General features: G+C 74.2%; 22 protein-coding genes. 7 read left to right on the top strand and 15 right to left on the bottom strand.

The genetic code is table 11. The annotated features are described in order from the left end of the window. The first annotated feature begins 3 nt into the window (after positions 1-3). Entirely contained in the window at positions 4-165 is a 162-nt protein-coding gene (locus tag ACIBQ6_RS31120) for a hypothetical protein (RefSeq protein ID WP_352329725.1), read from the top strand. Here ACIBQ6_RS31120 and ACIBQ6_RS31115 read toward each other — a convergent pair. The 4 genes from ACIBQ6_RS31115 to ACIBQ6_RS31100 are packed head-to-tail and all read right to left on the bottom strand — an operon-like array spanning position 148 to position 3,788. Continuing rightward, positions 148-783: a VOC family protein gene (locus tag ACIBQ6_RS31115; RefSeq protein ID WP_364338000.1), complete on the bottom strand. Its 636-nt coding sequence runs from the start codon at positions 781-783 to the stop codon at positions 148-150. The genes ACIBQ6_RS31120 and ACIBQ6_RS31115 overlap by 18 nt on opposite strands. Next, positions 761-1,609, bottom strand: coding sequence for an alpha/beta fold hydrolase (locus ACIBQ6_RS31110; RefSeq protein WP_397216179.1), 849 nt, complete (start codon positions 1,607-1,609; stop codon positions 761-763). Before ACIBQ6_RS31110 ends, ACIBQ6_RS31115 begins: the two co-directional genes overlap by 23 nt. Then, on the bottom strand, positions 1,606-2,547 hold the full coding sequence (locus tag ACIBQ6_RS31105; protein WP_397216177.1) for a Rieske 2Fe-2S domain-containing protein: 942 nt from the start codon (positions 2,545-2,547) through the stop codon (positions 1,606-1,608). Before ACIBQ6_RS31105 ends, ACIBQ6_RS31110 begins: the two co-directional genes overlap by 4 nt. Continuing rightward, on the bottom strand, positions 2,544-3,788 hold the full coding sequence (locus ACIBQ6_RS31100; RefSeq protein WP_397216175.1) for a flavin monoamine oxidase family protein: 1,245 nt from the start codon (positions 3,786-3,788) through the stop codon (positions 2,544-2,546). The genes ACIBQ6_RS31105 and ACIBQ6_RS31100 overlap by 4 nt, the downstream gene beginning before the upstream one ends. A 51-nt stretch (positions 3,789-3,839) precedes the next feature. Here ACIBQ6_RS31100 and ACIBQ6_RS31095 point away from each other — a divergent pair, with 51 nt between their 5' ends. Further along, positions 3,840-5,042, top strand: a complete 1,203-nt coding sequence (locus ACIBQ6_RS31095; protein WP_397216173.1) for a cytochrome P450 — start codon at positions 3,840-3,842, stop codon at positions 5,040-5,042. A gap of 13 nt (positions 5,043-5,055) precedes the next feature. Here ACIBQ6_RS31095 and ACIBQ6_RS31090 read toward each other — a convergent pair whose 3' ends face one another. Genes ACIBQ6_RS31090 through ACIBQ6_RS31080 form a run of 3 tightly spaced genes read right to left on the bottom strand, consistent with a single transcriptional unit; the run spans position 5,056 to position 7,278 of the window. Next, positions 5,056-5,913: an ABC transporter permease gene (locus ACIBQ6_RS31090; protein WP_358285390.1), complete on the bottom strand. Its 858-nt coding sequence runs from the start codon at positions 5,911-5,913 to the stop codon at positions 5,056-5,058. Continuing rightward, complete coding sequence (locus tag ACIBQ6_RS31085) at positions 5,910-6,866, bottom strand: ABC transporter ATP-binding protein (protein WP_358285392.1); 957 nt, start codon at positions 6,864-6,866, stop codon at positions 5,910-5,912. Before ACIBQ6_RS31085 ends, ACIBQ6_RS31090 begins: the two co-directional genes overlap by 4 nt. A 40-nt stretch (positions 6,867-6,906) precedes the next feature. Then, entirely contained in the window at positions 6,907-7,278 is a 372-nt protein-coding gene (locus ACIBQ6_RS31080) for a hypothetical protein (RefSeq protein WP_358285393.1), read from the bottom strand. Positions 7,279-7,584: 306 nt separating this feature from the next. Between ACIBQ6_RS31080 and ACIBQ6_RS31075 the strand changes: the two genes are divergently transcribed. The 3 genes from ACIBQ6_RS31075 to ACIBQ6_RS31065 are packed head-to-tail and all read left to right on the top strand — an operon-like array spanning position 7,585 to position 9,892. After that, positions 7,585-8,841 (top strand): cytochrome P450, encoded by a 1,257-nt coding sequence (locus ACIBQ6_RS31075; protein ID WP_387664730.1) that lies wholly within the window; start codon positions 7,585-7,587, stop codon positions 8,839-8,841. A gap of 20 nt (positions 8,842-8,861) precedes the next feature. After that, positions 8,862-9,710: a class I SAM-dependent methyltransferase gene (locus ACIBQ6_RS31070; protein WP_397216171.1), complete on the top strand. Its 849-nt coding sequence runs from the start codon at positions 8,862-8,864 to the stop codon at positions 9,708-9,710. Further along, complete coding sequence (locus ACIBQ6_RS31065) at positions 9,707-9,892, top strand: hypothetical protein (protein ID WP_189646391.1); 186 nt, start codon at positions 9,707-9,709, stop codon at positions 9,890-9,892. The genes ACIBQ6_RS31070 and ACIBQ6_RS31065 overlap by 4 nt, the downstream gene beginning before the upstream one ends. 22 nt (positions 9,893-9,914) lie before the next feature. Here the strand turns inward: ACIBQ6_RS31065 and ACIBQ6_RS31060 are convergent, their stop codons facing one another. The 7 genes from ACIBQ6_RS31060 to ACIBQ6_RS31030 form a co-directional block, all read right to left on the bottom strand. Then, positions 9,915-10,259 carry a YciI family protein gene (locus tag ACIBQ6_RS31060; protein ID WP_352356825.1) on the bottom strand — a complete coding sequence of 115 codons (345 nt, stop codon included), beginning with the start codon at positions 10,257-10,259 and terminating at the stop codon, positions 9,915-9,917. Between the two features lie 69 nt (positions 10,260-10,328). After that, a complete protein-coding gene (locus ACIBQ6_RS31055) occupies positions 10,329-10,505 on the bottom strand; it encodes a hypothetical protein (RefSeq protein ID WP_397216169.1) in 177 nt (58 codons plus the stop codon). A 19-nt stretch (positions 10,506-10,524) separates the two neighbouring features. Next, positions 10,525-13,452: an NHLP bacteriocin export ABC transporter permease/ATPase subunit gene (locus ACIBQ6_RS31050; RefSeq protein WP_397216167.1), complete on the bottom strand. Its 2,928-nt coding sequence runs from the start codon at positions 13,450-13,452 to the stop codon at positions 10,525-10,527. 31 nt (positions 13,453-13,483) lie between these two features. Continuing rightward, positions 13,484-15,814, bottom strand: a complete 2,331-nt coding sequence (locus ACIBQ6_RS31045; protein ID WP_397216165.1) for an NHLP family bacteriocin export ABC transporter peptidase/permease/ATPase subunit — start codon at positions 15,812-15,814, stop codon at positions 13,484-13,486. Positions 15,815-15,856: 42 nt separating this feature from the next. Continuing rightward, entirely contained in the window at positions 15,857-16,669 is an 813-nt protein-coding gene (locus ACIBQ6_RS31040) for an HlyD family efflux transporter periplasmic adaptor subunit (protein WP_397216163.1), read from the bottom strand. Positions 16,670-16,721: 52 nt separating this feature from the next. Next, on the bottom strand, positions 16,722-18,080 hold the full coding sequence (locus ACIBQ6_RS31035; protein ID WP_397216161.1) for a SagB family peptide dehydrogenase: 1,359 nt from the start codon (positions 18,078-18,080) through the stop codon (positions 16,722-16,724). 40 nt (positions 18,081-18,120) lie between these two features. Continuing rightward, positions 18,121-20,403: a TOMM precursor leader peptide-binding protein gene (locus tag ACIBQ6_RS31030; protein WP_397216159.1), complete on the bottom strand. Its 2,283-nt coding sequence runs from the start codon at positions 20,401-20,403 to the stop codon at positions 18,121-18,123. A 285-nt stretch (positions 20,404-20,688) separates the two neighbouring features. Here ACIBQ6_RS31030 and ACIBQ6_RS31025 point away from each other — a divergent pair, with 285 nt between their 5' ends. Continuing rightward, on the top strand, positions 20,689-23,559 hold the full coding sequence (locus tag ACIBQ6_RS31025; protein WP_397216157.1) for an AAA family ATPase: 2,871 nt from the start codon (positions 20,689-20,691) through the stop codon (positions 23,557-23,559). Next, the gene (locus tag ACIBQ6_RS31020; protein WP_397216155.1) at positions 23,556-24,179 is read left to right on the top strand and encodes a tetratricopeptide repeat protein; all 624 of its coding nucleotides are present in this window, start codon (positions 23,556-23,558) and stop codon (positions 24,177-24,179) included. Before ACIBQ6_RS31025 ends, ACIBQ6_RS31020 begins: the two co-directional genes overlap by 4 nt. A gap of 23 nt (positions 24,180-24,202) precedes the next feature. Here the strand turns inward: ACIBQ6_RS31020 and ACIBQ6_RS31015 are convergent, their stop codons facing one another. Then, complete coding sequence (locus tag ACIBQ6_RS31015) at positions 24,203-26,026, bottom strand: glycosyltransferase family 39 protein (protein ID WP_397216153.1); 1,824 nt, start codon at positions 26,024-26,026, stop codon at positions 24,203-24,205. Between the last annotated feature and the right edge of the window lie 76 nt (positions 26,027-26,102).

The raw sequence follows: 26,102 nt of genomic DNA, 5'->3' as shown, positions 1-26,102 counted from the left end.
CGCATGGGATTGAACCTCCGGCTGGTCGTTCCCCTGGTCTACGCCGCCGCGGTGGTCGTGGCCTTCCTGATCGGCAAGACGGTCGGCTCGGTGGTCGTCATCGCCGGCGCCGTCCTCGTGGCCCTGTTCTTCGTGCTGTCCGGCCGGTCACGTCAGCGCGAATAGGGCCCCCCACGGGTCGCGCACGATCGTCGCCCGGGGATGCCCGGGGGCGGTCGTGGCGCCCAGCCGGGCCGCCGCCGCGGCGGTCGCGGCGCGGTCGGCGGTCGCGAAGAACGTCATCCACTGCGGCCGCGCCCCCGTCCCCTCGCGGACCTCGGGCGCGACGCCGAGCAGGTCCCGGTAGAACGCGGCCCCGGCCGACCACAGCTCGTGGGCGCACCACGTGCCCGGCTCGCCGGCCAGCACGATCCCGGCCGGCCGGTGCCCCTCCCAGAAGCCGACGGCCGCCCCCGCCGGGTCGGTCGCGAACAGCACGCGCCCGTCCTGGCCGGCCGCCATCGGGCCGAAGACGACGCCGCCGCCCAGCTCCTTCACCCGTACGGCCACGGCGTCCGCGTCCGGGGCCGCCAGGTAGGTGTTCCAGGAGGCGGGCAGGCCCGGCGGCACCCGGCCGAAACCGGCCACGACCTGGCCGCCCAGCTCGACGAAGGAGTAGCCGCCCTCCTCGCGGAAGGTCCAGCCGAACAGCTCTCCGTAGAAGGCCCGCGCGCCGGCCGGGTCGAGCGCCCCGTAGTCCACCCAGCACGGCTCGCCCGGCTCATAGTGCTCGTGAATCGGCACGCCCGGCCTCCTTGTCCACCTCGTTCACATCGTCGGCTTCGTGCGCGTCCAGGGCCGCCAGCCGCAGGTGCGCGGCGACGAGCGGCGCCACGACCTCGGGCCGCTCGATCAGGCACAGGTGCCCAGCGCCGGGGACGGTGACCGTGCGGCACCGGGGGACCGACTCGCGCAGCAGCGCCGCGCCGGCCCGGAACGTCGGCATGTCCCGGTCGCCCACGACGACCAGCGTGCGCGCCCGGATGCCGCGCAGGTCCTCCACCGTGTGGACGTGCCTGCTCAGCCCGTGCATCGCGCCGTCGCGCAGCTCCCGCCACGAGTGCCGGGCCACGATCGCCCGCAGCCTGGCCCGCAGCTCGGGATGGTCCTCGGTGCCGCGGAAGATGTCCGGCGGCGAGGACATCCACAGGTCGGCGAGCTGCTCGCCGTCCGCGCCCATCCGGGCCAGCCCGGCCAGCGCCCGGTAACGCTCGGCGGTGCCCGGCTCGGGAGGCGCGCCGGCGATGGTCGCGGAGCCGACGATCAGCCCGCGCACGTCATCGGGATGGTCGACGGCCAGCTGCAGCGCGATCATCGAGCCGATCGACTCGGCCACCACCAGCGTGGCCGACTCCGCCCTGGCCAGCCCGGCCAGCTCGGCCGCCAGCGCGGGCAGCGACGTGCCCGGCCGCAGCGGCCCGGACCGCCCGTGTCCCGGCAGGTCCACGCCGACGTGCCGCCAGCCGGGCAGCAGGTTCCACAGCGGCTCCCAGACCGAGGCGTCCATCGTGTAGCCGTGGATCCACAACACGGCCCGGCCCTCGCCGGTCGAGCGCACGTACAGGCTCATGAGGACGCTCCGGCGGAGGCGGAGGCGGAGGCGGAGGCGGGGACGGGGGCGAAGCCCTGGCAGAAGCGGCGGAAGGCGATGACCGGGGTGTCGCCGGCGTCCAGCCGCTGCGGGGCGCCGGTGTCCAGGTGGTCCCAGACGACGCGGTCCTGGTCGAAGGCGTAGCGGGCGCCGTGCACGAGCGCCGGCAGCGAGTCCCGCTGGTCCGGCCGCACGCCGATGGCCACCCGTCCCACGCAGCCCGTCCCGTCCGGCACCGCGCCGGTGACGATCGTGTACGGCGCCGACTCCGTGCCCAGCTCGGTCACCACGAGGTGCGGGCTGTAGGCGCGGGCCACGAACCGGGAGGCGAAGTCGAGCCGCCGCTCCCGCTCCCACGGCGGCGCCTTGGTGCGGAACTCGCCCTCGATGACCAGCTCGTCGTGCCCGCCCATGCTGACCCGCATGCCGCGCACCGAGGGCACCAGGTGGACGGTGCTGAAATGCTGGGCGTCGAAGGCGTTCTCGACGACGTACTCCGCCGGCACCGTCACCGGCTGGTTCACCGCCGCCACGATCACCAGGTCCTCGGCCGCCTGCTTGATCGCCTGCTCGAAGCCGCGGTCGTCGCCGGGGTCGCCGGACAGCCGGGCGAACAGCGCCGCCCCGGCCCGCAGCGTCCGCAGCTCGCCCACCGACCAGCGGCGGCCGGACCCGCCCAGCGAGACGCGCTTGCCGTGGAAGGGGCAGATCACGCAGTCGCCGTCCAGCTTGCCGCCGTAGGCCAGATGGGCGCCCCGGTGGGGGCACGTGGCCTCGAACACCCGGATCCGCTCGCCGTCGCGCACCGCCATCAGGCGCGCGCCGCCCAGCCGCAGCGGGGTGATCCCCGGGCCGATCTCGTCGTCGAGGGCGAGCAGGAACCACCCGCCGTGGAGCTCCCCGTTTCCGGCCGTCATCTCTCCAGCGCCCCAATCACCTCTGTGGCCGCGCGCTCCCCGCTGGCCATCGCCATGTGCGCCATGGGCGGGCCGGACAGGCCGACGGTGGCCTCCCCGGCGAAGAAGACCGTCCCGCCCAGCGGCTCGGCCCAGGCCGGGGACGCCCACAACGTCCCCACGCCCGGGTAGGTGTACGCGCCGCCCGCCCACGGGTCGGCGCCCCAGTCGGACACCATCACCTCCGGGTTCAGCCCCCGCGTCCACGGCAGGGCGCGGGCCAGCAGCGCGGCCAGGCCGCCCGGCTCGGCCCACGCGCTCCGGGCCGCCGCCGCGGCCCGGCCCTTGGCCGTCACCAGCACCTCGGGCCGCCCGGCGGTCGTGCTGACGAACCCCAGACGGCCGCCGGCGTCGAAGACCACGACGGACTCGGGGGCGGCCACGGGATAGGCGGCCAGCCCGCACCAGGCGTCGCCGGGCCGCAGCTCGTAGGCCGCCGCCTGCTTGCGCACCGGCAGGTCGTCCAGCACGAGCCGTCCCTCGGCGACCACCGGCGGCGGCACGGTCACCACGGCGGCGGCGGCGCTCTCCACGCGCCCCGCGGCGGTCAGCGCCCGCACCCGGCCCGGCGTCCAGGCCAGGCGGACGACCGCGTCGCCGAGCCGCACCCGCAACCCCTCGGCCAGCCGCGCGGGCAGCCGGTCGAAACCGCCCGGCAGCGCGAACTCGCCCCGCCCGGACCGGTCGGCCCGGCGCAGCGCGGCCAGCGCGGGCGCGCTCAGCGCCTCCGGCTCGGCCGCCCAGTTCTGCCTGAACCACTCCGCCGCCGGCTCCAGGGCCTGCGGGCACTGCGCCGTCTCCTCCTTGAGCCACGTCGCGACCGGCACGTCCCAGGGGCTCGCACCCGCCAGGCGGCGCAGCGGCTCCCGGGCCGCGCCCGACGTCAGCCGCTCCTCCAGCAGCGGCGGCGTGGGCCGCAGCGCGGTCAGCGGGCGCGGCCCGCCGGGCAGCAGCACCCGGGCCGCGCGCCGCGGCACCGGCACGGGCGCCTCCAGGCCGGGCAGCGCCGCGATCGGGTTGCGGTCGCCGTGGATGACCTGCGCGCCCAGCTCCAGCAGGGTCGGCCGGTGGGTGCGGATCCGGCCGCCCACCCGCTCCCTGGCCTCCAGCACCGTGACCGCCAGCCCGGCGGCGGCCAGCCGCGCGGCCGCCGCCAGCCCGCTCACCCCGGCGCCGATCACGACGACGTCAAGCTCTGCCACCGGCACATCCTCTGTAGTAGTTTGTCCTCGGCCTGATCACGAGGAGACGCCATGACGGCACCCCGCACGCTGCCCGGCCACCTGCCGCACCCGTTCTCTCCTCGCGGGCGGCTCGACCCGTATCCGGCGTACCGCTGGCTGCGGGAGCACGATCCCGTGCACTTCGACGTCACCTCGCGCATGTGGCTGCTGACCGCGCACGCCGACTGCGCGCTCGCGCTGCGCGACCCGCGCTTCTCGGCCGCGCTCGGGCAGCGGGAGCGGGTCAGGGACGACGAGCTGCCGCCGTCGATGCTGACCACCGATCCCCCCGAGCACCAGCGCCTGCGCTCGCCCGGCGCGCTGCTGATGGGCCCGGCCGCGATCCGCGGCATCGCCGGCGACATCGAGGCCGGCATCGGCGCGGTGCTCGACGGGCTGGCCGGCCGGGCGGAGATCGAGGCCACCGCCGACCTCGGCGAGCCGCTGGCCACCGGCGTGCTGGCCAGGCTGTTCGGCCTGCCGGCCGCCGACGTGCCGGCCTTCGCCGGGCTGGCCGCCCGCGTGTCGGTCAACCTCGACCCGCTGGCCGGGCCGCAGGCCGCCGCGGCCGGGCGGGCCGCGATGGGCGAGCTCACCCGCTTCCTCGGCGAGCGCGCCGACGCCGCCGCCCAAGCCGCCGAAGCCGCCGCAGGGAACGGGCCGGGCGGCTCGCCGTTCGGGCGGCTGGCCGCCGACGACCGGCTGACCAGGGCCGAGATGCTCGGCATCGCCGCGCTCACGGTCGTCGGCGGATGGAAGCCGCTGGCCGAGATGGTGGGCAACGCCCTCCACTGGCTGCTGCCGCGCGACGAGGCCGCCGGCCTGATCAGGGACGGCGGCCCGCAGGTGGCCGAGGCGGCCGTCGACGAGCTGCTGCGGCTGGAGTCGCCGATCCCGTTCACCGCCCGGGTGACCACCGAGGCGGTCCCGCTGGACGGCGGCCTGATCCCGGCGGGGGCGAGGGTGCTGGCCCTGGTCGGGGCGGCCAACCGCGATCCGGCGGTGTTCGACCGGCCCGACGAGCTGCTGCTCACCCGGTCGCCCAACCCCCATCTGGCCTTCGGCGCGGGCACCCATCTCTGCCTGGGCGCGCCGCTGGTCAGGCAGGCCGGCGGGCTGCTGCTGAGCGGGCTGCTGGAGCGGTATCCCGGGCTGCGGCGCACGGGGAAGCCGCCCGCCTGGGCGCCGGGCCTGGTGCCCAGGAGGCTGACCGGCTTCACCCTCGCCATCTGAGCCCCTTCCCCGGTCAGCGGACGTTGGCGCCGCGCCAGCGGAAGGTCAGCAGACTCAGCAGCAGCGCCGCCAGGCACCAGCCGCCCAGCACCGCGGCGGTCCTGCCCAGCTCCCACGCGCCGGCGGGCTCCACCACCGCGAAGTCGGCCGGCAGGAACACCGAGCGCAGGCCCTGCGTCATCCACTTCAGCGGGAAGAACGCCGCCAGGCTCTGCATCCACGCCGGCAGCTCGCTGTAGGGGAAGAACACCCCGGAGATGAACTGCAGCACCAGGAACGGCAGCGTGACGATCGCCGCGGCCGAGCGGGCGTTGGGGATGATCGCGCTGAAGGCCACCGCCAGCAGCGAGCAGGACGTCGCCCCGAGCAGCAGCACCCAGGCGAAGGTCAGCCAGTGTCCGGCGTCCGGCGGCAGCGGCAGGCGGAACAGCGCGACGCCGACGCCCAGCAGGATCGCCGCCTCCAGCACTCCGGTCACCACCACCCGGACGATCTTGCCGACGAAGTACGCCGTCTTCGGCATCGGCGAGGAGGCCAGGCGGCGGATCATGCCGTTGTCCCGCTCGATCGCGATGTTGATGGCCAGGCCGTTGAAACTGACGCTCATGATGCCGCAGGCGATGATCCCGGCCACGAACATCTGCTTGAAGTCGGTGTGCGTGCCGGGGACCGTGCCGGAGAAGATCGAGCCGAGCACCAGCAGCAGCACGATCGGCAGCAGCAGCGTGAAGAACAACGACTGCCGGTTGCGGAAGAACGACTTCAGCTCCACCGACGAACGGGCCGCCGACGCCCGCCACAGCCCCGACCCGCCGCCCGACGCGCGCACGGGACGGCCCTGCTCGGCCACGATCGCGTTCGAGCTGGTCATGCCTGGGCCCCCTGGTTCTCGCGGATCAGCTTGAGGTAGACGTCCTCCAGCGTGGGCCGGTGGACGCGCAGGTCGGGCAGCTCGTCGGCGCCCGCGCGGGCGGCCCAGGGCAGCAGCGCGGCCAGGGCCCGCGTGGGCGTGTGGGTGAGCAGCGTGAGCGTGCCGCCGGGCACGCCGGGCGTGCAGGACGGGTCGAGCGCGGTGCCCGCGGGCAGGTCCGGCAGGTCGGCCGCGCTCAGCTCGGGGGTGAGGGTGAAGCTCACCGCGGCGGGCGTGTCGCGCCGTCCGCCCAGCTCGCTCACCGGCCCGGTCTCGACGATCCGGCCGGCCACGATCACGGCCGCGCGCTGCGCCAGCGCCTCCACCTCGTCCAGGTAGTGGGTGGTCAGCACGGTCGTCTTGCCCTGGTCGGCGAAGAAGCGGACCAGGTCCCACGCCTCCATCCGGGCCTCCGGGTCCAGCCCGGTGGTCGGCTCGTCGAGGAAGATCAGGTCGGGGTCGCCGACGACGCCGACGGCCACGTCCAGGCGGCGCAGCTGGCCGCCCGAGAGCGTCTGGGCCTGCTTGCGCTCCTTGGCGCCGAGGCCCACCATGTCGATCACCTGCGCCGCGGGCAGCGGCGCGGGGTAGAAGGCGGCGAAGTGCTCGACGACCTCGCGGACGGTCAGGTCCGCGTAGGCGCCCGTCGTCTGCGGCACGATGCCGAGCCGCGCCCGCCACTGCGGGGCGTCCTCGGCCGGGTCACGGCCGAGGACTCGCACGTCGCCGCCCGAACGCCTGCGCACGCCTTCGAGGATCTCGACCGTGGTCGTCTTGCCCGCGCCGTTGGGCCCGAGTAAGGCGAACACCTCTCCGGGACGAACGTCCAGGTCCACACCCTGCAGGATGAGAGCGGGACCGTACTGCTTGCGCAGCCCCCGTACGTGGATGGGGTTCGCCTGGTCGTCGGACATGATCTCCTCTACCTCCTCTTGGCGTGCGTGGCTCCCGGCGTCAGGTGCAGCAGCAGCAGGGGCAGCAGCAGCAGTTGACGTCGCCGGCCGCGATCGAGTCGAGGTCGCCCTCGCTCAGCTCGGCCATGTCGATCTGCGGCGTCTCGGGGATGTGGAACTCGAACGTCCCCGTCTCCAGCCCGCGCTCCCACAGCGAGACCTGCACGTCGAGGTTCGTGTCGTGGTGGCCGTCGGGAACATTGCGCACGAGGTTGATCTGGGCGCCCGCGGGAACCTCGAGGCCGGCCTCGGCCAGCGCCTCACGAGGGTTGCTGTCCAGCTTCGCCGAGAATTCCTCGCTCGACCACGCGGTGATCAGGACTCGCGTGTAGGCGTTGACGAATTCGGTCCGCTCTCTGGGGTTCAGGGCCATTGCGTCCTCCTGGAGCTTTTCCCCTTCGGCGCGGTGCGCCGTCTCGGAACGGAGTCTTACACAGCCGAATTCGCAGTGCCTAGACTTAATTTCCGGGGCCCTGGATTAAGTATTGAGGGCCCTCTGCTTAAAAGGTACTCTGCAAATACGCCGACCGGAACAATACGAAGCGATATACGTATTCGATGGCCGGAAATGCGTATCGAGAATATTCGTCTGCGTAAGCCATCGGGAGAACCCATGTCCGGGACGTACGTATCCCCCCGGGTGCCGCCGGGACCCGCCGGAACCCAGAGCCTGAGGGCCATGCGCGACGCTCCGCTGGAGTTCGTCACCGCCATGGCGGCCCTCGGCGACGTCACCCGCCACGACGCCGACGGCGAGCCGGTCTACATGCTGAATCGCCCCGACCTGGCCAGGCACGTGCTGAAGGAGAACGGCGCCGCCTACACCAAGGAACGCACGCCGGACGACGACATGCTCCGCCCCCTGCTCGGCAACGGCCTGCTGACCAGCGACGGCGCCGAGTGGGCGGCCCAGCGCAGGATGTGCGCGCCCGCGTTCAGGCCCGCCGAGGTGGGCCGGTTCGACCGGGTCATCGTGGAGGCGGCCGAGAACCTGGTGGCGCACTGGGCCGGCGGCCGGCCCGTACGCGTCGACCACGACCTGACCTCGCTCACCCTCACCGTGATCGTGAAGGCCATGCTGGGCACCGACATCGGCGTCGCGGGCGAGGGCTTCGGCCGCGCCGTGGACGCGGTCAACCGCTTCATCGGCCACTACGTGCCCAGCGACGACCCCGACCCGGCCGACACGGCCGCCCGGCACGCCGGCTTCCTGCGCGCGCGGGCCTTCCTCGACCGGGTCACCAGGCTCATCATCGCCGCCCGCCGGGCCGGCGGCGCGGGCGACGACCTGCTCGGCGCGATGCTGGCCGAGGGGCACGCGATGTCCGACGCCGACCTGCGCGACCAGGTGCTGACCATCGTCATGGCCGGGCACGAGACCACCGCCAAGTCGCTGACCTGGACCCTCTACCTGCTCGACCGCAACCCGGCGGCGGCCGAGGCGGTGCACGCCGAGATCGACGAGGTGCTGGCCGGCCGCTCGCCCACGGCCGCCGACCTGCCCAGGCTGCGGCGCTGCCGGCAGGCCGTCCAGGAGGCCATGCGGCTCTACCCGCCGGTCTGGCTGATCTCGCGCCGCGGGACGGCCGACGACGTGCTGGACGGCTACGACGTGCCGGCCGGGTCGCTGGTGTGCGTCAGCCCGTGGGTGCTGCACCGGGATCCGAGGTACTGGGAGCAGCCGGATGCGTATCGGCCGGAGAGGTTCGACCCCGACCGGGCCGCCCGGCTGCTCAGCCACCAGTACCTGCCCTTCGGCGGCGGCCCGCGCATCTGCGTCGGACGGCACTTCGCGCTGGTCGAGGCCACGCTCGTGCTCGCGGTGATCCTGCGCGGGCTGCGCATGGAGCTGGTGCCGGGCTTCCCCGTCGAGCCCGAGGCGCTGGTCACGCTGCGGCCCCGGCACGGCCTGATGATGACCCCGAGGCCCCGGTGAGTGCCCCGGTGAGTGCTCCGGTGAGTGCTCAGGCCGCGACCGGCTCCTACGACGCCGCCAACACCACCTGGGGAGGCGTGGCGGGCGAGCTGGCCCGGCTGGAGGCCCAGGCGGCGCTCTCCTTCGAGGAGGAGCTGCGCATCATGCGCGACCTCGGCCTGACCGGCCAGGGCCCGCTGCTGGAGCTCGGCGCCGGGTCCGGCGCGGTCACCCGCAGGCTGCGCGCCGCCGAGCCGGGGCTGCCGGTCATCGCGCTCGACGTGGACGCCGCCCTGCTGCGCAACGCGGGCGGCTGCGGCGCGCCGCTGGTCACCGCCGACGGCGCCCGGCTGCCGTTGCGTACCGGCAGCGTGGGCGGCGTACTGCTGCGGTACGTACTTCAGCACGTGGGCGATCCGGCGCCGATGCTGGCCGAGGCGCTGCGCGTGCTGCGTCCCGGCGGCCGGATCGCAGTCGTCGAGGTGGACAGCATGTTGTGGGGGCTGGCCGACCCGATGTACCCGGAGCTGGCCTCCGTGCACGCCACCATGGCGCAGGCCCAGCGCGGCGCCGGAGGCGACCGGCAGATCGGCAGGAAGCTCACCCGGCTGCTGCGCCGCGGCGGGTTCGCCGACGTGGTGCTGCGCCCGTTCGCCACCACCAACGACACCCACCCCACCGCGGCCTTCGCCCCGCACCTGGGGCCCGAACGCCTGGCGCCGCTCGTCGCCTCGGGCGCGCTGCCGATGGCGGGGCTGGCCCTGGCCGCCGACCGCTGGCGGCGTTTCCTGGCCGACCCGGACGCCTGGGTCATGCTGCTCGGCTTCGTCGTCGCCGGGACCGCACCGTACGGACCGGCTCAGCACCCATCGGAAGGAAGCACGTCATGAGTCCGTTCTGGAAGATCTTCATCGCGATCTTCAGCTACATCAGCGCGATCGTGGGCCTCGGGCTGGCCGTCGTGAACGCCAGCGAGAAGCCGCCCGCGACCTCGCTGGCCATCGTGTACGGCGCCGCCGGCCTGCTGTTCCTGGCCGTGGGCGTGCTGCTCAGCCGCAGAGCCCGCTACTGAGGGCGGCCCGGGGCCCGGCCCGTCAGGAGGCCGGGTCGCAGGGGCGCACCTCGACGATGTCACCGGGCGCGTAGGGCATCTTGCGCGCCCACGACTCGGCCTCCTCGGCCGACTGGACCTCGATGACCCAGATGCCGCCGATCTGCTCCCGCCCGACCGCGTACGGCCCGTCGACGGCGGGCCCGTCGGGCCTGACCAGCTTGCCCTCCCTGGACCTGGTCAGCCCCGCGCCGTACTTGACCTTGACCCCCGCCATCGCCATCGCCCGGCCGAACTGGCGGTGCGCCTCGGCCATCCGCTCCCGCTCGCTCTCGCTGAAGGCGTCCCAGAGCATCTCGTCGCCGTGGATCAGCAGCACGAAGTCCATGAGTCGTCTACCTCCCTGTGGGTTCTGCCCCAAAGGCGTGGTGGGGCGCGGGCAGAGCCCCGGTTGGCACTATCGTGACATCCTTCCACGGTCGCAGCGCCGTAACTCGACCCGGTCGCCCGGCCCGGACGGCAGGCGCCCGGCCCACTCCAGCGCCGCCTCCTCCGACGGCAGGTCGAGGATCCACATGCCGCCCAGCTCGGCCCAGGCCCGTTCCGGCCCGTGGATCAGCAGCGCGAACTCCATGACGGCTCCTCCCGTGCGCTCACATCTGCCGCCGCGCCAGCCGCGCGAACAGCCCCTGCTCCTCGGCGAGCAGCTCGTCGTAGGTGCCCTGCTGGACGATGCGCCCGCCGTCGAGCACCAGGATCTTGTCGGCGTCCCGGACGGTGGACAGCCGGTGGGCGATGACCACGCGCGTGGCGTTGAGCCGCCGGGTACTCTCGGCGATGACGTTCTGGGCGGGGTTGTCCAGGGCGCTGGTCGCCTCGTCGAAGAAGACGATGCGGGGCCGCGAGACCAGCGCCCTGGCGATCATGATGCGCTGCCGCTGGCCGCCGGAGAGCGTGTTCGTGCCCTCCGACAGGACGGTGTGCATGCCCATCGGCATGGCCGTGATGTCGTCGGCGATGCCGGCCATCGCCGCCGCCTCCCAGGCGTCGTCGATGGTGTGGTTCGTGCTGCCGACGATGTTCTGCCTGATGTCGCCGGCCAGCAGCGCGCCGTTCTGCAACACCACGCCGCACTGCCGGCGCACCGCGCCGAGGTCCAGCTCGCCCAGGTCCTGGCCGTCGTACAGGACCGAGCCGACGTCGGGCTGCTCGAAGCCGAGCAGCAGGCGCAGGATCGTGGACTTCCCGCTGCCGGTCGGGCCCACGATCGCGACGAACTCGCCGGGCTCGATCGACAGGTCGATGTCGGTGAGCACCGCGGGGCCGTCCGCGCCGTAGCGGAAGGACACCCGCGACAGGCTGACGCGGCCCGACAGGTCGCCGGGGTCGGCCTTGCCCGCGTGGTCCTCCGGCTCGGCCTCCAGCACCGGCGCCAGCTTCTCCAGCATCGGCACGACGCCCATGGCCGTGATGGCCGCCCCGGTGAACTGCAACACCGAGGCGATGAGCAGGCTGAACGCGGCGAAGAAGGCCAGGAACGCGCTGATCGGGAGCTGCCCGCGCAGCGGCCCGGCGGCCACGGCGAAGATCACGAGCGAGCAGACCAGCGGGAACCCGGCGTTGAAGGTGGTCACCACGTTCTGCAGCCGCCGGGCCGCGGCCGAGGTGGTCCTGGTGGCCATGAAGTCGCGCGTCCACACGCCGAACGCCTGGTCCTCCGCGGCCGCCACGCGCAGCTTGGGCACCGCCGACAGCAGCTGGAACACCCGCGAGGACAGCCGCTGCTCCTGCTCGTACAGGCGGCGTTGCAGGCGCACCTCGAAGAAGCCGGCGACCGCGCACACCAGCACGCCGGCCAGCACCAGCAGGGTCGCCAGCAGCGCCAGGCCGACGTCGTAGAAGTACACCAGCGCCAGGTTGGCCAGCCCGCCGAACAGCCCGAGCGTCGCCGTCGTCATCACGCCCGACAGCGTCTCCTGCGCCGCGCTCACGCCCAGCACGGTCGTGCCCAGCTCGCCGGTGGAGTACCGGCCGAAGAACGTGACGGGCAGCGACAGCAGCCGGGTCCACGCGCCCGCCTGCACCCGGGCCGACGAACGGCCCTCGACGCGCAGGGCCGCGACGTTCTGCACGATCGACAGCGCCCCCGCCACCAGCGCGCCGCCGATCACCAGCGCCGCGCCCTGCACGATGAGGTCGCGCTCGGCCCGCTGCACGAACGTCCCCAGCACCAGCCCGGTCATCGCGGGCACCAGCAGGCCGATGACCGCCACCAGCGTGCCCAGGGAGGCCAGCACCCACAGGTCGCGGCCGTTGCGGGCCAGGCCGAAGCGCAGCAGCCCGGCCACGGTCCGCACCTCGCGCGGCAGCGGCTGGTACAGCACCTCGGCCTTGCCGCTCAGCGTGGCGGCCACCGCCTTGGTGATCGGCGTGACCCGGCTGTGGCCCGGCTGGGCCACCACGTACCGCGAGCCGATCGGCAGCAGGGCCACCGGCGTCCCGTCGTCGGACCGGTAGCCCACCATGGGCCCGATGTCGTGTTTCCACCAGCCGTCGTCCAGCCGGACCGAGCGCGTGCGCACCCCGGAGGCCAGCGCGACGGCCTGCAGCGGATCGGCCCCCCGGGCCTGGCCGGGCGGCGGCGCGGTCACGGTGAACCCGCCGTGCGAGGCCACCAGCCTGGCCGCCGCCAGCGCCGGCGGGTCGGCGGTGACGTCGGCCAGGCGCACCTTGGCCTCGGTGTCGCGGACCAGCGTGTCGAAGCCGCGGCGGGCCGCCCGGGTCGTGCCGGCCTCGCGTTCCTTGCGCCGCCGCAACGCCTCCAGCTCCTGCGCCCGCCGCCGCTCGACCCGGCGGTCCACGGTGTAGAGGAAGCGGATGGCGTGCTCGACCCAGCGGGCCCAGATCGTCTCGTCGGCCAGCAACTGCCAGGTCGAACGGGCGCGCAGCCGGGCGGGCGCGTCGGCGACCAGCCAGTCCCGCTCGGTCACCGCCAGCTCGGCGCCCGCGGTCAGCACGCCGGCCACCCCGTCGGGCATCTCGACCGCGCCCGCCTCGACGGTCATCCACCGCACGCCGTCCACCGACCGGGCGGCGCGCCCGGCGGGCAGCTCGGTCACCGCGTCGGGCAGCAGCGGGACGAACTCGCGCGGCGGCAGCGCGTCGCGCAGGGCGGTGGCCAGCGCGATCATCCCCGCCTCCAGCCCGCGGACGAACTGCCGGACGGCCAGCCCGTACTCGGCGGTGGACATCGTCGCCGACCGGTTGGTGCCCGACAGCTCGCCCAGCCTGGCCAGCGGCAGACGCGACACGCGGGTGCCGAGCACCGGACGGCCCACGATGCCGTGCCTGGGCCCCTTGGGCGAGCCCGGCAGCAGCGTGCCCTGCCGCACCCGGCACAGGTAGTGCCACCGGCCGACCGGACGGCCGCCCTCCAGCCGCACCGCGAACAGGTCGACCGCGCCCTCCTCCACCAGCAGCACCTCGCGCACGCCCGACACCACGAACAGGTTCTCCGCCGAGTAGTCCACCGGCGTGGCGGCGTCGGTGAAGAACGGGGAGAAACCGGCCACCTTCAGCACTGCGTCATCCTCCGTGTCATCTGCCGTGTCGTCATCCGCCGTCGCCGTTCTTGCGCGAGCTCCTGAGCAGCTCGGCGTAGTGGCCGTCGAGCGCCAGCAGCTCGGCGTGCCTGCCGCGTTCGACCACCTCGCCGCGGTCGAGCACGATGATCTCGTCGGCGTCGCGCACGGTGGACAGCCGGTGCGCGATGATCAGACAGCCGCAGCCGCGACGGCGCAGGTTGTCGGCGATGGTCCGCTCGGTCTCCGGGTCCAGGGCGCTGGTCGCCTCGTCCAGGATCAGCAGCGTGGGCTGGATCGACAGGGCGCGCGCCAGCTCCAGCCGCTGCCGCTGGCCGCCGCTGAGGTTCCTGCCGCTCTCCAGCACCCGGCTGTTGAGGCCGCCGGGCCGGGCCGCGATCAGGTCGAACAGCGCCGCGTCGCGCAGCGCCGAGACCGCCACCTCGTCGGGCACGTCGTCGCTCCACAACGTCAGGTTGTCGCGCACGGTGCCCTCGAACAGGGTGATGTCCTGGTCCACGTAGGCGACGGAGGAGGCCACGACGGCCCGCGGCAGGTCGTCGCGCGGCCGGTCGTCCAGCAGCACCTGGCCGGAGGTCGGCGCGTACAGGCCGGCGGCCAGCTTGCCGGCGGTGGACTTGCCGCTCCCGGAGTTGCCGACGATCGCCACCCGGCGGCCCGGCACCACGGTGAACGACAGGTTCCTGATGACGGGGGCGGCGAGCGCGTTGTAGCCGAAGGTCACGTCGGCGAACTCCAGCCGCCCGTCCAGGCGCCCGCCGGGGTCGGCCTGCTCCCCGCCGGCGACGGCCCGCTCGAACGTCCTGGCCATCGGGTACTTCTCGACGTCGTACAGGCGGCAGATGTCGGCCGAGATGTCCTGCAGCTGGCCGCCCAGGTTGGTGAGCTGGGTGACCGGCCTGGACAGGGCGTTGAGCAGCGTCTGGAACGCCACCAGCATGCCGACGCTGATCACCCCGTCCACCACCCGCAGCCCGCCGATCAGCAGGATCAGCCCGCTGTTGATCCCGGCCAGCAGCGGCGGCACGACGGTCAGCGTCGCCGTGGCCACGCCCAGCCGCTGCTTGGCGGTGACCGCCTTGGCCAGGAACCCGGCCCAGCGCTGGAACGCCGTCGGCTCGGCCCCCGTCGCCTTGACGGTCTCCACGAGCTGCAGCGTGTTGAACGTGGTGGAGGTCAGGTTCCCCAGGTCGGCCCGCAGCGCCGCCACCGCGTCCGTCCGCGCCCGCGACACCTGGCGCAGGACCAGGATGTTCAGCAGCGCCATCGACACCCCGACCAGCCCGAGCAACACGTCGTAGCGGATGAGCACGGCCGCGTAGAACAGCACCAGGACGAGGTTCACCAGCGTGACGGCCAGATCCCGGGAGAGGATCTCGGCCACGCCGTCGTTGGCCTGCACCCGCTTGGCCACCTCGGCCGGACGGCGCTGGAGGAAGAACTCCACCGGCAGCCGCAGCAGATGGCGGAAGAACCGGGCCGAGCTGACCAGGCCGAGCCGGATCTCCAGCCGCAGCAGGTAGTGCCGCTGCACCGAGGTCAGCACGAACACCACGACCGCGGTGACCCCCATCGCGAACAGCAGCGGCACCAGGTAGCCCGGGTCGCGCCCGGTCAGGATCCGGTCGATGAACACCCGGCTGAACGCCGGCCCGATGATGCCCGGCACGACCAGCAGCAGGCTGGCCAGCAGCACCAGCGGGAGCGCGCGGCCCGACGGCATCCGCCGGGCCAGCAGGGCCTGCCCGACCCGGGTGGGCCGGCCGCCGGGCCGGAAGTCCGGCCCCGGCTCGAACGTCAGGACCACGCCGGTGAAGCCGGAGTCGAAGTCGTCCCAGTCGATCATCCGGGGGCCGCCCGCCGGGTCGTTGACCGCGACGGCCTTCCTGCCGAACCGGCTGCGCACCCCCTCCAGGACCATGAAGTGCTGGAACGCCCAGAACACGATGGCCGGCTCGGTCAGCGAGCGCAGGTCCTCGGCCTCCATCTGGAAGCCCCTGGCGATCAGCCCGTAGCGGCGGGCGGCGGCCACCACGCTGGAGGCCTTGGCGCCGTCGCGGGAGACGCCGCAGGCCGAGCGGAGCTCCTCCAGCGGCACGAACTTGCCGTGGTAGCCGAGGATCATCGCCAGCGAGGCGGCCCCGCACTCCACGGCCTCCATCTGGATCACCGTCGGCGTGCGCCGCCGCCACCTCCACCGCCGCCGCCGTACGGGGGCGGCCGGGGGAGCGGGCGCGGCGGGCTTCCCGGTCTGCCCGGGCGCCTGGTCCGCATGCCCCTGCTCGGGAACGCCGGTGGTGGTCACACGTCCCTCCCGGGGGCGCTGGTCGTGGTCACGCATCCCTCCTTCGGCCGGGCGGCGGGGGCGTTCACGCGGCCCACCTCAGCGCCCGAGCAGCAGGTCGAACAGCGTCTGGCTGCCCAGCCCGATCGCGCCGCTGACGGAGACCTGCGACTGCAGGCCCACCGGCGGCCCCTTCCTGGTCGACCAGGCGTAGCCGGACGGCGTGCCGGCGTCGCGCACCAGGTCCACGATCACCAGCCTGGACGGCGTGTTCCGCAGGTAGCCGCGCGCCGGGTCCTCGCCGCCCACCAGGTCGGCGGCCTGCTCGGTCATCACGGGGTAGGCGCTGACCGACGCGACCCGGCCGCGCAGCAGCCCGTACGCGCCGGGCGGCGCCGAGGAGACCGACAGATCGACCGGCTTGCCCGGCACCACGCCCATCGCCCGGTCGACCGGCACGAACAACATCGCCACCAGCCGGTCGCCCGGCGCGTCCGTACGCTCGATGAGCAGCAGCTCCTCGCCCTCCCTGACCACGTGCCCCGGCACGGCGGAGCCGGCGACCACCCGCCCGCCGAACGGGCTGCGCACCACCTGCTCCGACCCGCCGTCGGCGGCGATGACCGCCACCGCCTGGCCCTGCCGCACCGCCTCGGCCGGCTGGACGAGCATCGAGCGCACCGTCCCGCCGTACGGGCTCTGCAGCCGCGCCGTGCCGCCGGGATGGGTCAGCAGCCCCACCGCGGGCACCGTGACCGGCAGCCGCCCGGCGAAGAACCACACCCCCGCGGCCACCACGATGATCAGCACCACGAACGTGGCGATCCACCCGCGCGGGGAGGCCAGCAGCGTCGGCGAGTCCAGCTCGTCGGGCTCCCGCATGCGCTGCAACGCCTTGAACCGGAACTTCATCACGCCGTCCCCTGGAAGCGGCCGTCGGGCCGCCGTCGTGCCGTCATGTGCATCACCGCCGGCTGCCGACGATCAGCTCGCCGACGCTGCCCTCGGTCAGGTAGTCCAGGCCGCTGGCCAGCGCGAAGTCGGCGGCGTCCCCGCCGCCCAGCGCGCACACGGCCAGGTCCATGGCCGTGCCGGCCAGGTAGAGCGTCTGGTAGAGCACGCCCACGTGCTTGAGGACCAGCGAGTAGCCGATCGTCTCGTACTTCCACATCACCCGGCCGAAGCGGGCGGTGACGGTCAGCACCACCTGCGGGTCGCCGCTGAGCTGGGCCGCCGATCTGGCCCGCTCGACCAGCGCCCGCACGGCGGGCGTGGGCGGCGAGACCAGCTCCAGGGCGTGCCCGGCGGTGTCGTAGTGCCACAGCCCCGGCTCGGCCCCCTGGCAGGACACGATCAGCGGATAGACCTCCAGCTCGTGCACCGAGCCGCCGGAGGGGTAGGGCCGGTCGGCCAGCTCCTGGCCGTCCGGCGAGGTGAACACGGCCCGCCGCCGCATCGTCCGGTAGAGCAGCTCGCCGAGCTGGGTCAGCGTGATGGGCGCGGCCGGGTCGTGCTCGCGCAGGGAGCGGCGGCGTTCCAGCGTGTCGGTCAGGCTGGGGTCGGTCTTGGCCAGCAGCTCCAGGTCGGGGCGGGGCAGCTCGATCCGCTCGCCGGTGAACGGCGGGGGATCGGCGGGCACCGGGTCGAAGCGGGGGGTGAAGGCGTACGTGCCGCCGTAGCGGCCGGTCCAGCGCGGGCCGCGGCTGTGGGCGTGCAGCCACAGGTCGCGCGGGTGCCACTGGGCCTGGCGCAGGTCGTCGTCCTCGGGGCCGGTGGCCAGCACGCCCGCCGCCGCCAGGAACCGCAGCGCCTGCCCCCACCCCTGGTTCCCCTCCTGGCCGCCGTCCGCCAGGTCCGCCGGGGTCGTCCAGGACGCCAGCGCGCCGAGCAGCCCGCAGGCGGCCGGCGACAGCTCGACCACCGCCGGGCTGCGCGGGGAGCGCACGGTCAGCACGCCCTCCCCGGCGGTGACGACGGCGAAGCGCGACAGCCTGATCGGCGTGTCCGCCGTCGGCGCGGGCGCGGGCTCCACGCTCCCGGCGCCGACCGGGCGCAGCCGGGCCCCCGCCGCGGCGTACTCCAGCAGGCCGGCTCTGGACAGGCGGCGTACCAGCAGGTTCCAGCGCAGCAGCCCGGCCTCGCCCACCGTCGCCGCCAGGGCGGTCTCGCCCGCGTCGCCGCCGGCCAGGATCCGCAGGGCGGCCGTGGTCCCGGCGTCGAGCCCGCGCAGGCCGAGCGAGCCGGCCGGCGCGGAGATGCGCACCTGCCCGTCCGCCTCGGTCAGCTCCGCGTCCCGCCGCAGCCGCAGCTTGGTCTCGTCCATGGCCCGCTCCTCTCCGTCACGCGGGGGCCTCGCGAACCGGTCAGAAGAAGACGCTGGTCGGGTTGAGCTCGTCCTCGGCGCGGGGCTCGGGGATCCAGCCGAGCGAGACCGGCACGTCGTACAGGCGGCCGGGGCCGAGTCGCCGCCAGAAGTGCCGCATGCCGGGCGCGATCACCCGGACCACGCTGAGCTCCAGGTCCGGGCGGCTCTGGTCGAGCGCGATGACCTCGATCCCGGCCGCGGCGGCCCTGGCCACGCAGGTCTGCACGTCACCGGCCAGGTCGCCGCCGTCCGAGCGGGCGTAGTCGGCCAGGGTGCGGGGACGCGCGGCGGGGTCGGGCACCAGCCACGGCTCCTCGGCCAGCTTGGTCTCCTTCCACCAGGCCAGCGTGGCGACGTCGTCGTCCAGGTAGAGCGTCTCGCCGTGCTCGTCGCGCCGCTCCACCGAGGGCAGGAACTGGTTGACCTCGGTCAGCGTCCTGATGGCGGCGATCCGCGGGTCGAGGTGGGCGCCGAACCCGACGATGACGTCCTCCACCGGGTGCCCCAGCCGGTGCGAGACCCCGACGAACGCCGGGATGCCGAGGTCGGTCGTGATGTCCAGCAGCCACAGGTCGCGGTCCATGCCGCGGTAGAACTCGCGCACGGTGTCGACGTACGGGTCGCGCAGCGAGTCCAGGTCGAAGGCCGGCCGCCGGGCCCGGTTGTACCACCACAGGGCCACCGCGTCGCGCTCGACCAGCTCGCAGAAGCCCTGCAGGACGGCCTCCTCGATCGAGTTGCCCGAGGCGTTGCCGTTGGAGTCGCCCACGCAGTAGAAGTGGCGCTCCAGGTCGGGGTGGCCGTACCAGGCGTAGCCGGAGGGCACCAGCCGCTCCCGCTCCTCGGTCAGCGACCAGGCGGGCGACCAGTCGACCGGCAGGTCCGTACGGAACCGCTCGGGCACCAGGTGCAGCCGGTGCGCGGGGTCCTTGTTCCACTCCTCGCGGCCGGCGTACTGGGCGTCGGAGAAGTGCAGCAGCGACTCCGGGTGGACGGCCACCGCCGGGTCGAGGTCGGCGTAGGCGGCCTCGGTGACCGGCTCCTCGCCGCGCCAGACCCCCGAGTAGCGCTCGATGGCCTCGCACAGCGCGCTCACCCTGGCCTGCACCTCGGTCCGGCCCTTGCCGCCGCTCTGCCCCCGCAGGTTGCGCCGCAGCAGGTCCATGTTGTCGCCGATCATGGCGAAGTTGTGGCCGGCGGTGAAGCTGTAGGTGACGCCGTTGTCCTGCTCGGCGAAGGTGTGCAGCCGGGTGACCGCGCCGATCAGCGGGCTGATGTGCTTCTCCAGCCGGGCGTACGTGGCCGCGGGCGGCTCGATGCGGTAGCCGCCGTCGGTGACGTGCCGGGCGCTGCGCGCCGACAGCGCGACCTTGGGGCTGCGCTGGCTGATCAGCGTGGGATCGCCGCAGGCCGGGCACTGCGGCAGCCGGACCAGGGTGTGCTCCATGACGCCGAGCGTGCGCAGGTCGACGGTGGTCATCCGGCCCTCCAGCCGCGAGGAGGCCGCCCCCGCGGCGATCCGCGCCAGCTCCACGGCCAGCAGCCCGCCCGCCACGGCCGGACCGGCGGGCGCCGACTCCCGCGCCGGGTGGAAGGGCGTCCCGCCGCCGCGCTTGCCCGCCAGGTACCGTTCGACCTGCCGGTTCCCGGCCAGCCGCTGCGCCAGGCAGGCCCAGCAGCCGGTACGTCCCGGCTGGAGCACCGGGCCGACCCAGAGCGTGATCCCGCCCGGCTTCACCAGCGCCCACGGGTGCCCGGCGGCCAGGTAGGCGGCGTTGAGCCGGTCGAGCGCCGGGTCGAGGTAGTCGCCGGCCACCACGACCGACATCGTCCCTCCGGGCTCGGCGGCCGCCTCCTCCGCACTGGCCGTACGCATACGTAATCCGTGCTCGCGCAGCACCGGGAGCAGCGGCGCGGCGTCGGCCCCCGCGCAGGCCACGACGGTGAATTCGGCGTGGGAGAGCGCGTCGTGGGCGTGGACCGGGTCAATTCCCTGCGCGTCCCAGAATGCCAGCGTGCTGTCCGGCCAATCCGGGCGGCCATTGGCGAGATGGCCGAATGCGGCGAATTTGCGAATGGCGATGAGCGTCTGCGGCAGCGGCACTTCGTCGCTCAGCGCGCTCGCGATCTCCGCGACGGTACGCCGTCCGTCCAGGTAGGGAAGGAGTTTCCCGGCCCCCGCCGACTGGACGAGGTAGTGCTGCCCCTCGGCCAGGAGAAACACCTTCGACCCGTCGATCACCTGGGGTGTGAAGTGCGCCTTGAGACGTGGGCGGTCCATGGCCCTCCCCGTATCGGGTCCATATCGGTTGATCGCAGAGTCGCATCGGGCCGGATCCGGTGTAAAGACGTAATTCCGGCGTACGCATTTCATCGGTACGACGGGGGAAAATACGTATTGGTCCGTCGGGAATGCGCATGCGCCCCGGCGTGGGCCGGCTGTTGAACCCGGTGCCAATAGTCCGGATTAGTCGGATTCGTGCGCCTAGGTATTGACAGCCCGCCCGCCTGAGGCGGCATGATCCTGGTGGACAGTTTCAGGGGGGCCGAACTGTGGGGAGTGGCGATGTCTTCGGGACAGCCGCTGCTACACCGTGACGTCGAGACCGCCGCGATGCGGGAGGCGCTGTCGAGGGTCCGTGCCGGCGGTCCCTCCGTCCTGCTGATCCAGGGGTCCCGGGGCATGGGCAAGACGACCTTGCTCAACGCCGCGCTGGCGGCCAGGGGCGAGGTGGGGGCGCTGCTGCTGATGGCCCGGGGGCATCCCACCGAGCGCGACCACCCGTTCGGCGTCGTCCGCCAGCTCTTCGAACCGCTCATGACCGCCGGGCGCGCGCCGCCGTCCGGCGGGAGCTCCGTCGTCGGGCCCGACCTGGGCGGCGGCCTCGACCGGGGCCATCCCGTCACCCCCGACCTGCTGCACGGCCTCTACCGGGCCACCCGGTCCTTCACCGGTGACCGGCCGCTGATCATCGCCGTCGACGACGTGCACCACACCGATCCGCAGTCCTCCCAGTGGTGCTCCTACATCGCCCGGCGGCTCGACGGCCTGCCCATCGCGATGGTCCTCACCACCGCCGACACCACCGCCGACTCCGGCGGCCCCGACGACCTGGTCAGAGACCTGGCGGCGCTGCCGTACACGCGGCTGCTGCGGCCCGCGCCCCTGTGCGCCCAATGCGCCGCCCGGCTCATGGAGTCCGTGCTCGGCGGCGGGAAGGAGACCGGGGACGAGATCGGCGAGGAGGTCGCCGCCGCCTGCCACCGGCTCACCCAGGGCAACCCGCTGCTGCTGCGGGAGCTGGCCGGGCGGCTCGGCCGGTCCGGCGTGCGCCCGGTGCGCGCCGAGCTGCCCCGGGTGCTGGAGATCGGCGCGCTGGCGCTGACCGAGACCGCGCTCGGCTGGTTGTCCGGCAGCGGCTCCGGCGTGGACGCCGCGGGCGTCGACCTGCTGCGCAGCCTGGCCATCGTCGCGCCCGAGGACGGCATGGAGGTCGCCGCCATGATCGCCGGGCACGGCCAGGACACCGCCAGGGCGGCGGGGGAGACGCTGCGCCGCGCCGGGCTGGTCACCGGCACGCCGCCCGACCGCTTCGCCCATCCGCGCATCCAGCAGGCCGTGCTGGCCGGGATGGACCCGGGCGAGCGCGACCGGCTGCACCGCCGTACCGCGTCGCTGCTGTACCGGCTGGGCGCGCCGCTGCGCCGCTCGGCCCGCCACCTGATGTCGGCCGGCCCGACCGGCGACCCGCTCACCGTCACCGTGCTGCGCGAAGCCGCCGGCGAGGCCGCCGCCAGGCACTCGTGGGAGGACGCGACCGGCTACCTGCACCGCGCGCTGGCCGAGACCGACGACCAGGACACCGTGCTGGAGGTCACCGCCGAGCTGGGCGCCGTGGAGAAGCACCGCGACCTGCCCGCCTGCCTGCGCCACCTGCGCACCGCCTACGGCCGGGTCAGGATGGCCCCGCACGCCCTGATGTCGCTGGCGCCGTTCGCCGACATCCTGGTCACCGCGAACTCCGCCGAGGCCGCCGAGGTCTTCGCCGGCGCGGCCGAGAGCGCCGCCGCCGCCCCGCAGTTCGGCGGCGCGGACCTGCTGCTCGTGCTCGCCGCCCAGGCGCTGCTGTGGGGCCGCTCGGCCGGACGGCTCGGCCTGCGCCGGCTCGGACGCTCCCTCGGCACGCTGGTCAGCCCGGCGGCCAGGGAGTTCCTCAGCGTGCTGGCCCTGGCCACCGGCGCGCGGGGCCGCAGCCTGCCGCGCACGCTCGCCCAGACCCGGCGCTGCCTCGACGGCCAGGGCCCGGTGCCGGCGGCCGCCGTGCTGCCGCTGGTGTGGGGCGACCGCCTCGACGAGGCCTCCTACTGGGCCGAACGCCTGGTCAGCGAGATCCAGGAGGCCGGCTCCGGCACCGGCCTGGCGCTGGCGCTGCTGACCCGGGCCGAGGTGCGCTACCAGCTCGGCAGCCTGGAGGCCGGGCTGGCCGACGCCGAGGCCGCCGTCGTCAGCGCGCGCGAGTGCCAGGCCGAGGGGTTCCACGTGGCCGCCGCCGCCTGCGCCGCCCGGGTGCTGGTGGAGTTCGGCGACCTGGAGGCCGCGGAGTCGGCGCTGAAGTCCGTCGCCCCGTACGGCGACTGGCACCCGATGATCTCCGGGCAGGCCCTCGACGCCCTGGGCCGCCTCCGGCTCGCCCAGGGCCGCCCGCGCGACGGCCTGCTGACCCTGCTGGAGTGCGGTCGCCGCCTGACCGCCGCCGGCATCGCCAACCCGGCCTGCGTGCCCTGGGGCACGAACTCGATCCTGGCCTACGTCCTGTCCGGGGAGCGCTCGGCGGCCCGCATGGTGGCCGAACGGGAGCTGGAGCTGGCCCGCGCCTGGGGCGCGCCCACCGTCGTCGCCCGCGCGCTCAGCGCGGGCAGCCTCGCCCACGAGGGACGGGTCCGGCTCGACATGCTGCACGAGGCCGTCGCCCTGCTGGGCAACCGGGGCGCCCGGCTCGAACACGCCAGGGCCCTGCTCCGCCTCGGCATCGCCCAGCGCCAGGCCGGCGACGACGGCAAGGCCCACGAGACGCTGGCCCTGGCGCTGCGGCTGGCCGCCGACTGCGGCGCGGGCCGCCTGGCCGCCCTGGCCGACAAGCACCGCGCCGCCACCGCCCCGGCCCGCGCCGCCGCCCTCGTCCCCGGCCAGGACGACCACGTGCTGACCGTCGGCGAACGCCGGGTCACCGACCTGGTGCTGCGCGGGATGAGCAACCTGGAGGTGGCCACGACGCTGTCGATCAGCAAGCGCACCGTGGACACCCATCTCGCCCGCATCTACCGCAAGCTCGGCATCCACACCCGCGCCGAACTCGCCGTCATCCTCACCGGCCTGTCCGACGACGACCCGCCCGCCGGCGAACCCGTGCCCACCGGCCCCCACGAATACCTGTGACCCGGGCCGTGCTCTTCCAAGAGATCAACCAGCTCGTCACCTACGACGAACGCCAACGGATGGTCCCCCGCGACCGTGGCCGGCTCACCGCACTCGTGGACGCGGCCCGCGCCCAGGACCCCGCCGACCACGGCACGCTGCGCGCGATCGGGATCGGGCTGCTGGTCCTGGGCGAGTACGGCGACGCGATCCGCTGCCTCCGCCGTGCGCTCGACCTGGCGGACACGACCGGCAGGCGGATCGCCGCGTCGCTCAACCTGGCCGACGCCCATCGGTACGCAGGTGACGCGGCAACCTCGGAAACCCTGTGCCGCGCGACGCTCGCCCTTGCCAGGAAGGAAGCACCCGAAATGGTGTGCTTCCCGCTCCAGCATCTCGGCAAGACCCTTGCCGACCTGGGACGCAAGCAGGAGGCCCGCGAGGCGCTGCAGGAAGCCCTGGCCCTGCGCACGGCCGAAGGCGACCCCGAGCTGATCGCCGGCACCCAGGCGGCCCTGCGATCACTCGACGCCGCCACCACCGGCGAAGACCCGACCCCTGATCGCCGTACGCCACTGGAGCGGCCGGGGGACGCGAGGGTGACGACGATCGAGCAGAAGCCGTCCGACCCCTGGCCGTGATCCGCCCGCTCGGCCTCCCCCCCTCAGCCGAGCCGGTACAGCTCACCGCCGCCCTCGTCGGCCATGCCGCCGTACGCGCTCGCGGGAACCCTCGTGCCGTTCTTCCGCACCCATGAGGCGATGGCGGGGTCGCCGCTCATCGGGCCGCTCTGACCCGCCCCGTTGATCACGATGTGGCGCAGTTCGCCCCTGCCGACGTACTCCTGCAGCCCGGCCACCGTCATCGCCGGGTCCTGCCCGGTGAAGCCGCCCATCGCGATCACCGGCTCGCCGGTCGACAGGATGATCGACGACGCCTGCTGGGCACTGACCACGGCGACCAGCCAGCGCGCACCGCCCCGGTGCTTGAGCAGGTAGCCGACCATGTCGTCGCTCAACTCACCGGCCGGCCCGCCGACCACCAGCATGCCGCCCCGCCCCTGGGGCGGCGCCTGACCGTTCCCGGCCTGACCGTTCCCGGCCTGCGCCGCGTACGGCCCCGCCAGCGCGTTGCCACTGGTGTTGCCGCCGCCGAACGCGGTCACCGCCGCGTACGCCCCCGGACCTGCCAGGGCCGCGACCAGCGTGAACGTCATCGACGCGACGACGAGGCCGTGACCCCGCGCCCACGGCAGCCGCGCGGCCACCAGCGCGAGCACCGCCAGCACGGTCGCCGCCACGATCACCCAGCGCAGCCATGGATTCCAGTCGGGCGTCCGGTTCAGCAGCGCGAACGACCACGCCCCCGTGACCGCGACGCCCACGGGCAGCACCCACGACCACCGGACCGGCCCCCGGTACGCGTCGTACAACAACACCCCGCCCACTCCGGCCAGTACGGCGATCGCGGGGGCCAGCGACGTGGTGTAGTACGGGTGGAACACGCCCTTGGCGAAGCTGAACGCCGCCCAGTACATCGCCAGCCAGCCACCCCACAGCACCAGCCCGGCCCGGGCCAGGTCGGTGCGCGACCGCTGCCACAGCAGCACGCCCCCCGCGATCAGCGCGAGCATCGCGAACGGCAGCAGCCAGGAGATCTGACCGCCGACCATGTCGTTGAACATCCGTCCCGCGCCTGGGGCGCCGCCGAAGCCCCCGCCGCCCCGGCCGCCGCCGGGCGTCTCCAGGCCGAAGATCCGGCCCAGGCCGTTGAAGCCGATGACGAGGTCACGCACGGTGCCGTCGGTGCTGCCTCCGATGAACGGACGACTCCCGGACGGGATCAGGTCGACCACCACCATCCACCAGGAACTCGACACCACCAGCACCGCACCCGCCGCCAGCAGATGCTCCACCCGGCGCGGCACGCCCGGCCTGGCCGCCACCAGGTAGGCCACCGCCAGCGCCGGGACGACCACGAACGCCTGCAGCATCTTGGTGTTGAACCCGCACCCCGCGAACGCGGCCGAGGCCAGCAGCCAGCGCAGGCGTCCCGACTCGATCGCGCGCTGACACGACCACGCGGCCAGCACCAGCCACAGCACCAGCAGCGTGTCGGGATTGTTGTCGCGGTTGATGGCCACCGTGATCGGGGTCAGCGCCAGCACCCCGGCAGCGATCAGCGCCGCCGGAAACCCGGCCGCGCGCCGTACCGTGGCGTGCAGCACCGCGACGGCGGCCACCCCGGCCAGCACCTGCGGCAACATCAGGCTCCATGTCCCGAACCCCAGGACGCGGGCGAGCAGGCCCATCACCCACAGCGCCATAGGAGGCTTGTCCACGGTGATGAACGACTCGGCGTCCAGGGCCCCGAAGAAGAACGCCTTCCAGCTCCCGGTGCCGCTCTTGACCGCCGCCGAGTAGTAGGAGTTGGCGTAGCCGGCCGACCACAGGTTCCACGCGTACAGCACGAAAGCCGCCGACAGCACGCCCCAGAGCGCCGGACGCGACCAGCGCGGATCTTCAGGCCCGCCCAAGGCCAGCCGGCGCAGCCACCCCGATGCG

The sequence above is a fragment of the Nonomuraea sp. NPDC049655 genome (genome assembly GCF_044465465.1).
GTDB lineage: Bacteria > Actinomycetota > Actinomycetes > Streptosporangiales > Streptosporangiaceae > Nonomuraea.
Note: the sequence above shows the minus strand (reverse complement) of the source record. Positions and strands in the feature narration are given on the sequence as shown.

What these genes read in the sequence shown, in the direction of transcription:
- ACIBQ6_RS31120 (WP_352329725.1), top strand. Translation starts at nt 4, where the DNA reads ATGGGATTGAACCTCCGGCTGGTCGTTCCCCTGGTCTACGCCGCCGCG.
- ACIBQ6_RS31110 (WP_397216179.1), bottom strand. Translation starts at nt 1,609, where the DNA reads ATGAGCCTGTACGTGCGCTCGACCGGCGAGGGCCGGGCCGTGTTGTGG.
- ACIBQ6_RS31105 (WP_397216177.1), bottom strand. Translation starts at nt 2,547, where the DNA reads ATGACGGCCGGAAACGGGGAGCTCCACGGCGGGTGGTTCCTGCTCGCC.
- ACIBQ6_RS31095 (WP_397216173.1), top strand. Translation starts at nt 3,840, where the DNA reads ATGACGGCACCCCGCACGCTGCCCGGCCACCTGCCGCACCCGTTCTCT.
- ACIBQ6_RS31090 (WP_358285390.1), bottom strand. Translation starts at nt 5,913, where the DNA reads ATGACCAGCTCGAACGCGATCGTGGCCGAGCAGGGCCGTCCCGTGCGC.
- ACIBQ6_RS31085 (WP_358285392.1), bottom strand. Translation starts at nt 6,866, where the DNA reads ATGTCCGACGACCAGGCGAACCCCATCCACGTACGGGGGCTGCGCAAG.
- ACIBQ6_RS31080 (WP_358285393.1), bottom strand. Translation starts at nt 7,278, where the DNA reads ATGGCCCTGAACCCCAGAGAGCGGACCGAATTCGTCAACGCCTACACG.
- ACIBQ6_RS31075 (WP_387664730.1), top strand. Translation starts at nt 7,585, where the DNA reads ATGCGCGACGCTCCGCTGGAGTTCGTCACCGCCATGGCGGCCCTCGGC.
- ACIBQ6_RS31065 (WP_189646391.1), top strand. Translation starts at nt 9,707, where the DNA reads ATGAGTCCGTTCTGGAAGATCTTCATCGCGATCTTCAGCTACATCAGC.
- ACIBQ6_RS31060 (WP_352356825.1), bottom strand. Translation starts at nt 10,259, where the DNA reads ATGGACTTCGTGCTGCTGATCCACGGCGACGAGATGCTCTGGGACGCC.
- ACIBQ6_RS31055 (WP_397216169.1), bottom strand. Translation starts at nt 10,505, where the DNA reads ATGGAGTTCGCGCTGCTGATCCACGGGCCGGAACGGGCCTGGGCCGAG.
- ACIBQ6_RS31045 (WP_397216165.1), bottom strand. Translation starts at nt 15,814, where the DNA reads ATGCGTGACCACGACCAGCGCCCCCGGGAGGGACGTGTGACCACCACC.
- ACIBQ6_RS31040 (WP_397216163.1), bottom strand. Translation starts at nt 16,669, where the DNA reads ATGAAGTTCCGGTTCAAGGCGTTGCAGCGCATGCGGGAGCCCGACGAG.
- ACIBQ6_RS31035 (WP_397216161.1), bottom strand. Translation starts at nt 18,080, where the DNA reads ATGGACGAGACCAAGCTGCGGCTGCGGCGGGACGCGGAGCTGACCGAG.
- ACIBQ6_RS31030 (WP_397216159.1), bottom strand. Translation starts at nt 20,403, where the DNA reads ATGGACCGCCCACGTCTCAAGGCGCACTTCACACCCCAGGTGATCGAC.
- ACIBQ6_RS31025 (WP_397216157.1), top strand. Translation starts at nt 20,689, where the DNA reads ATGTCTTCGGGACAGCCGCTGCTACACCGTGACGTCGAGACCGCCGCG.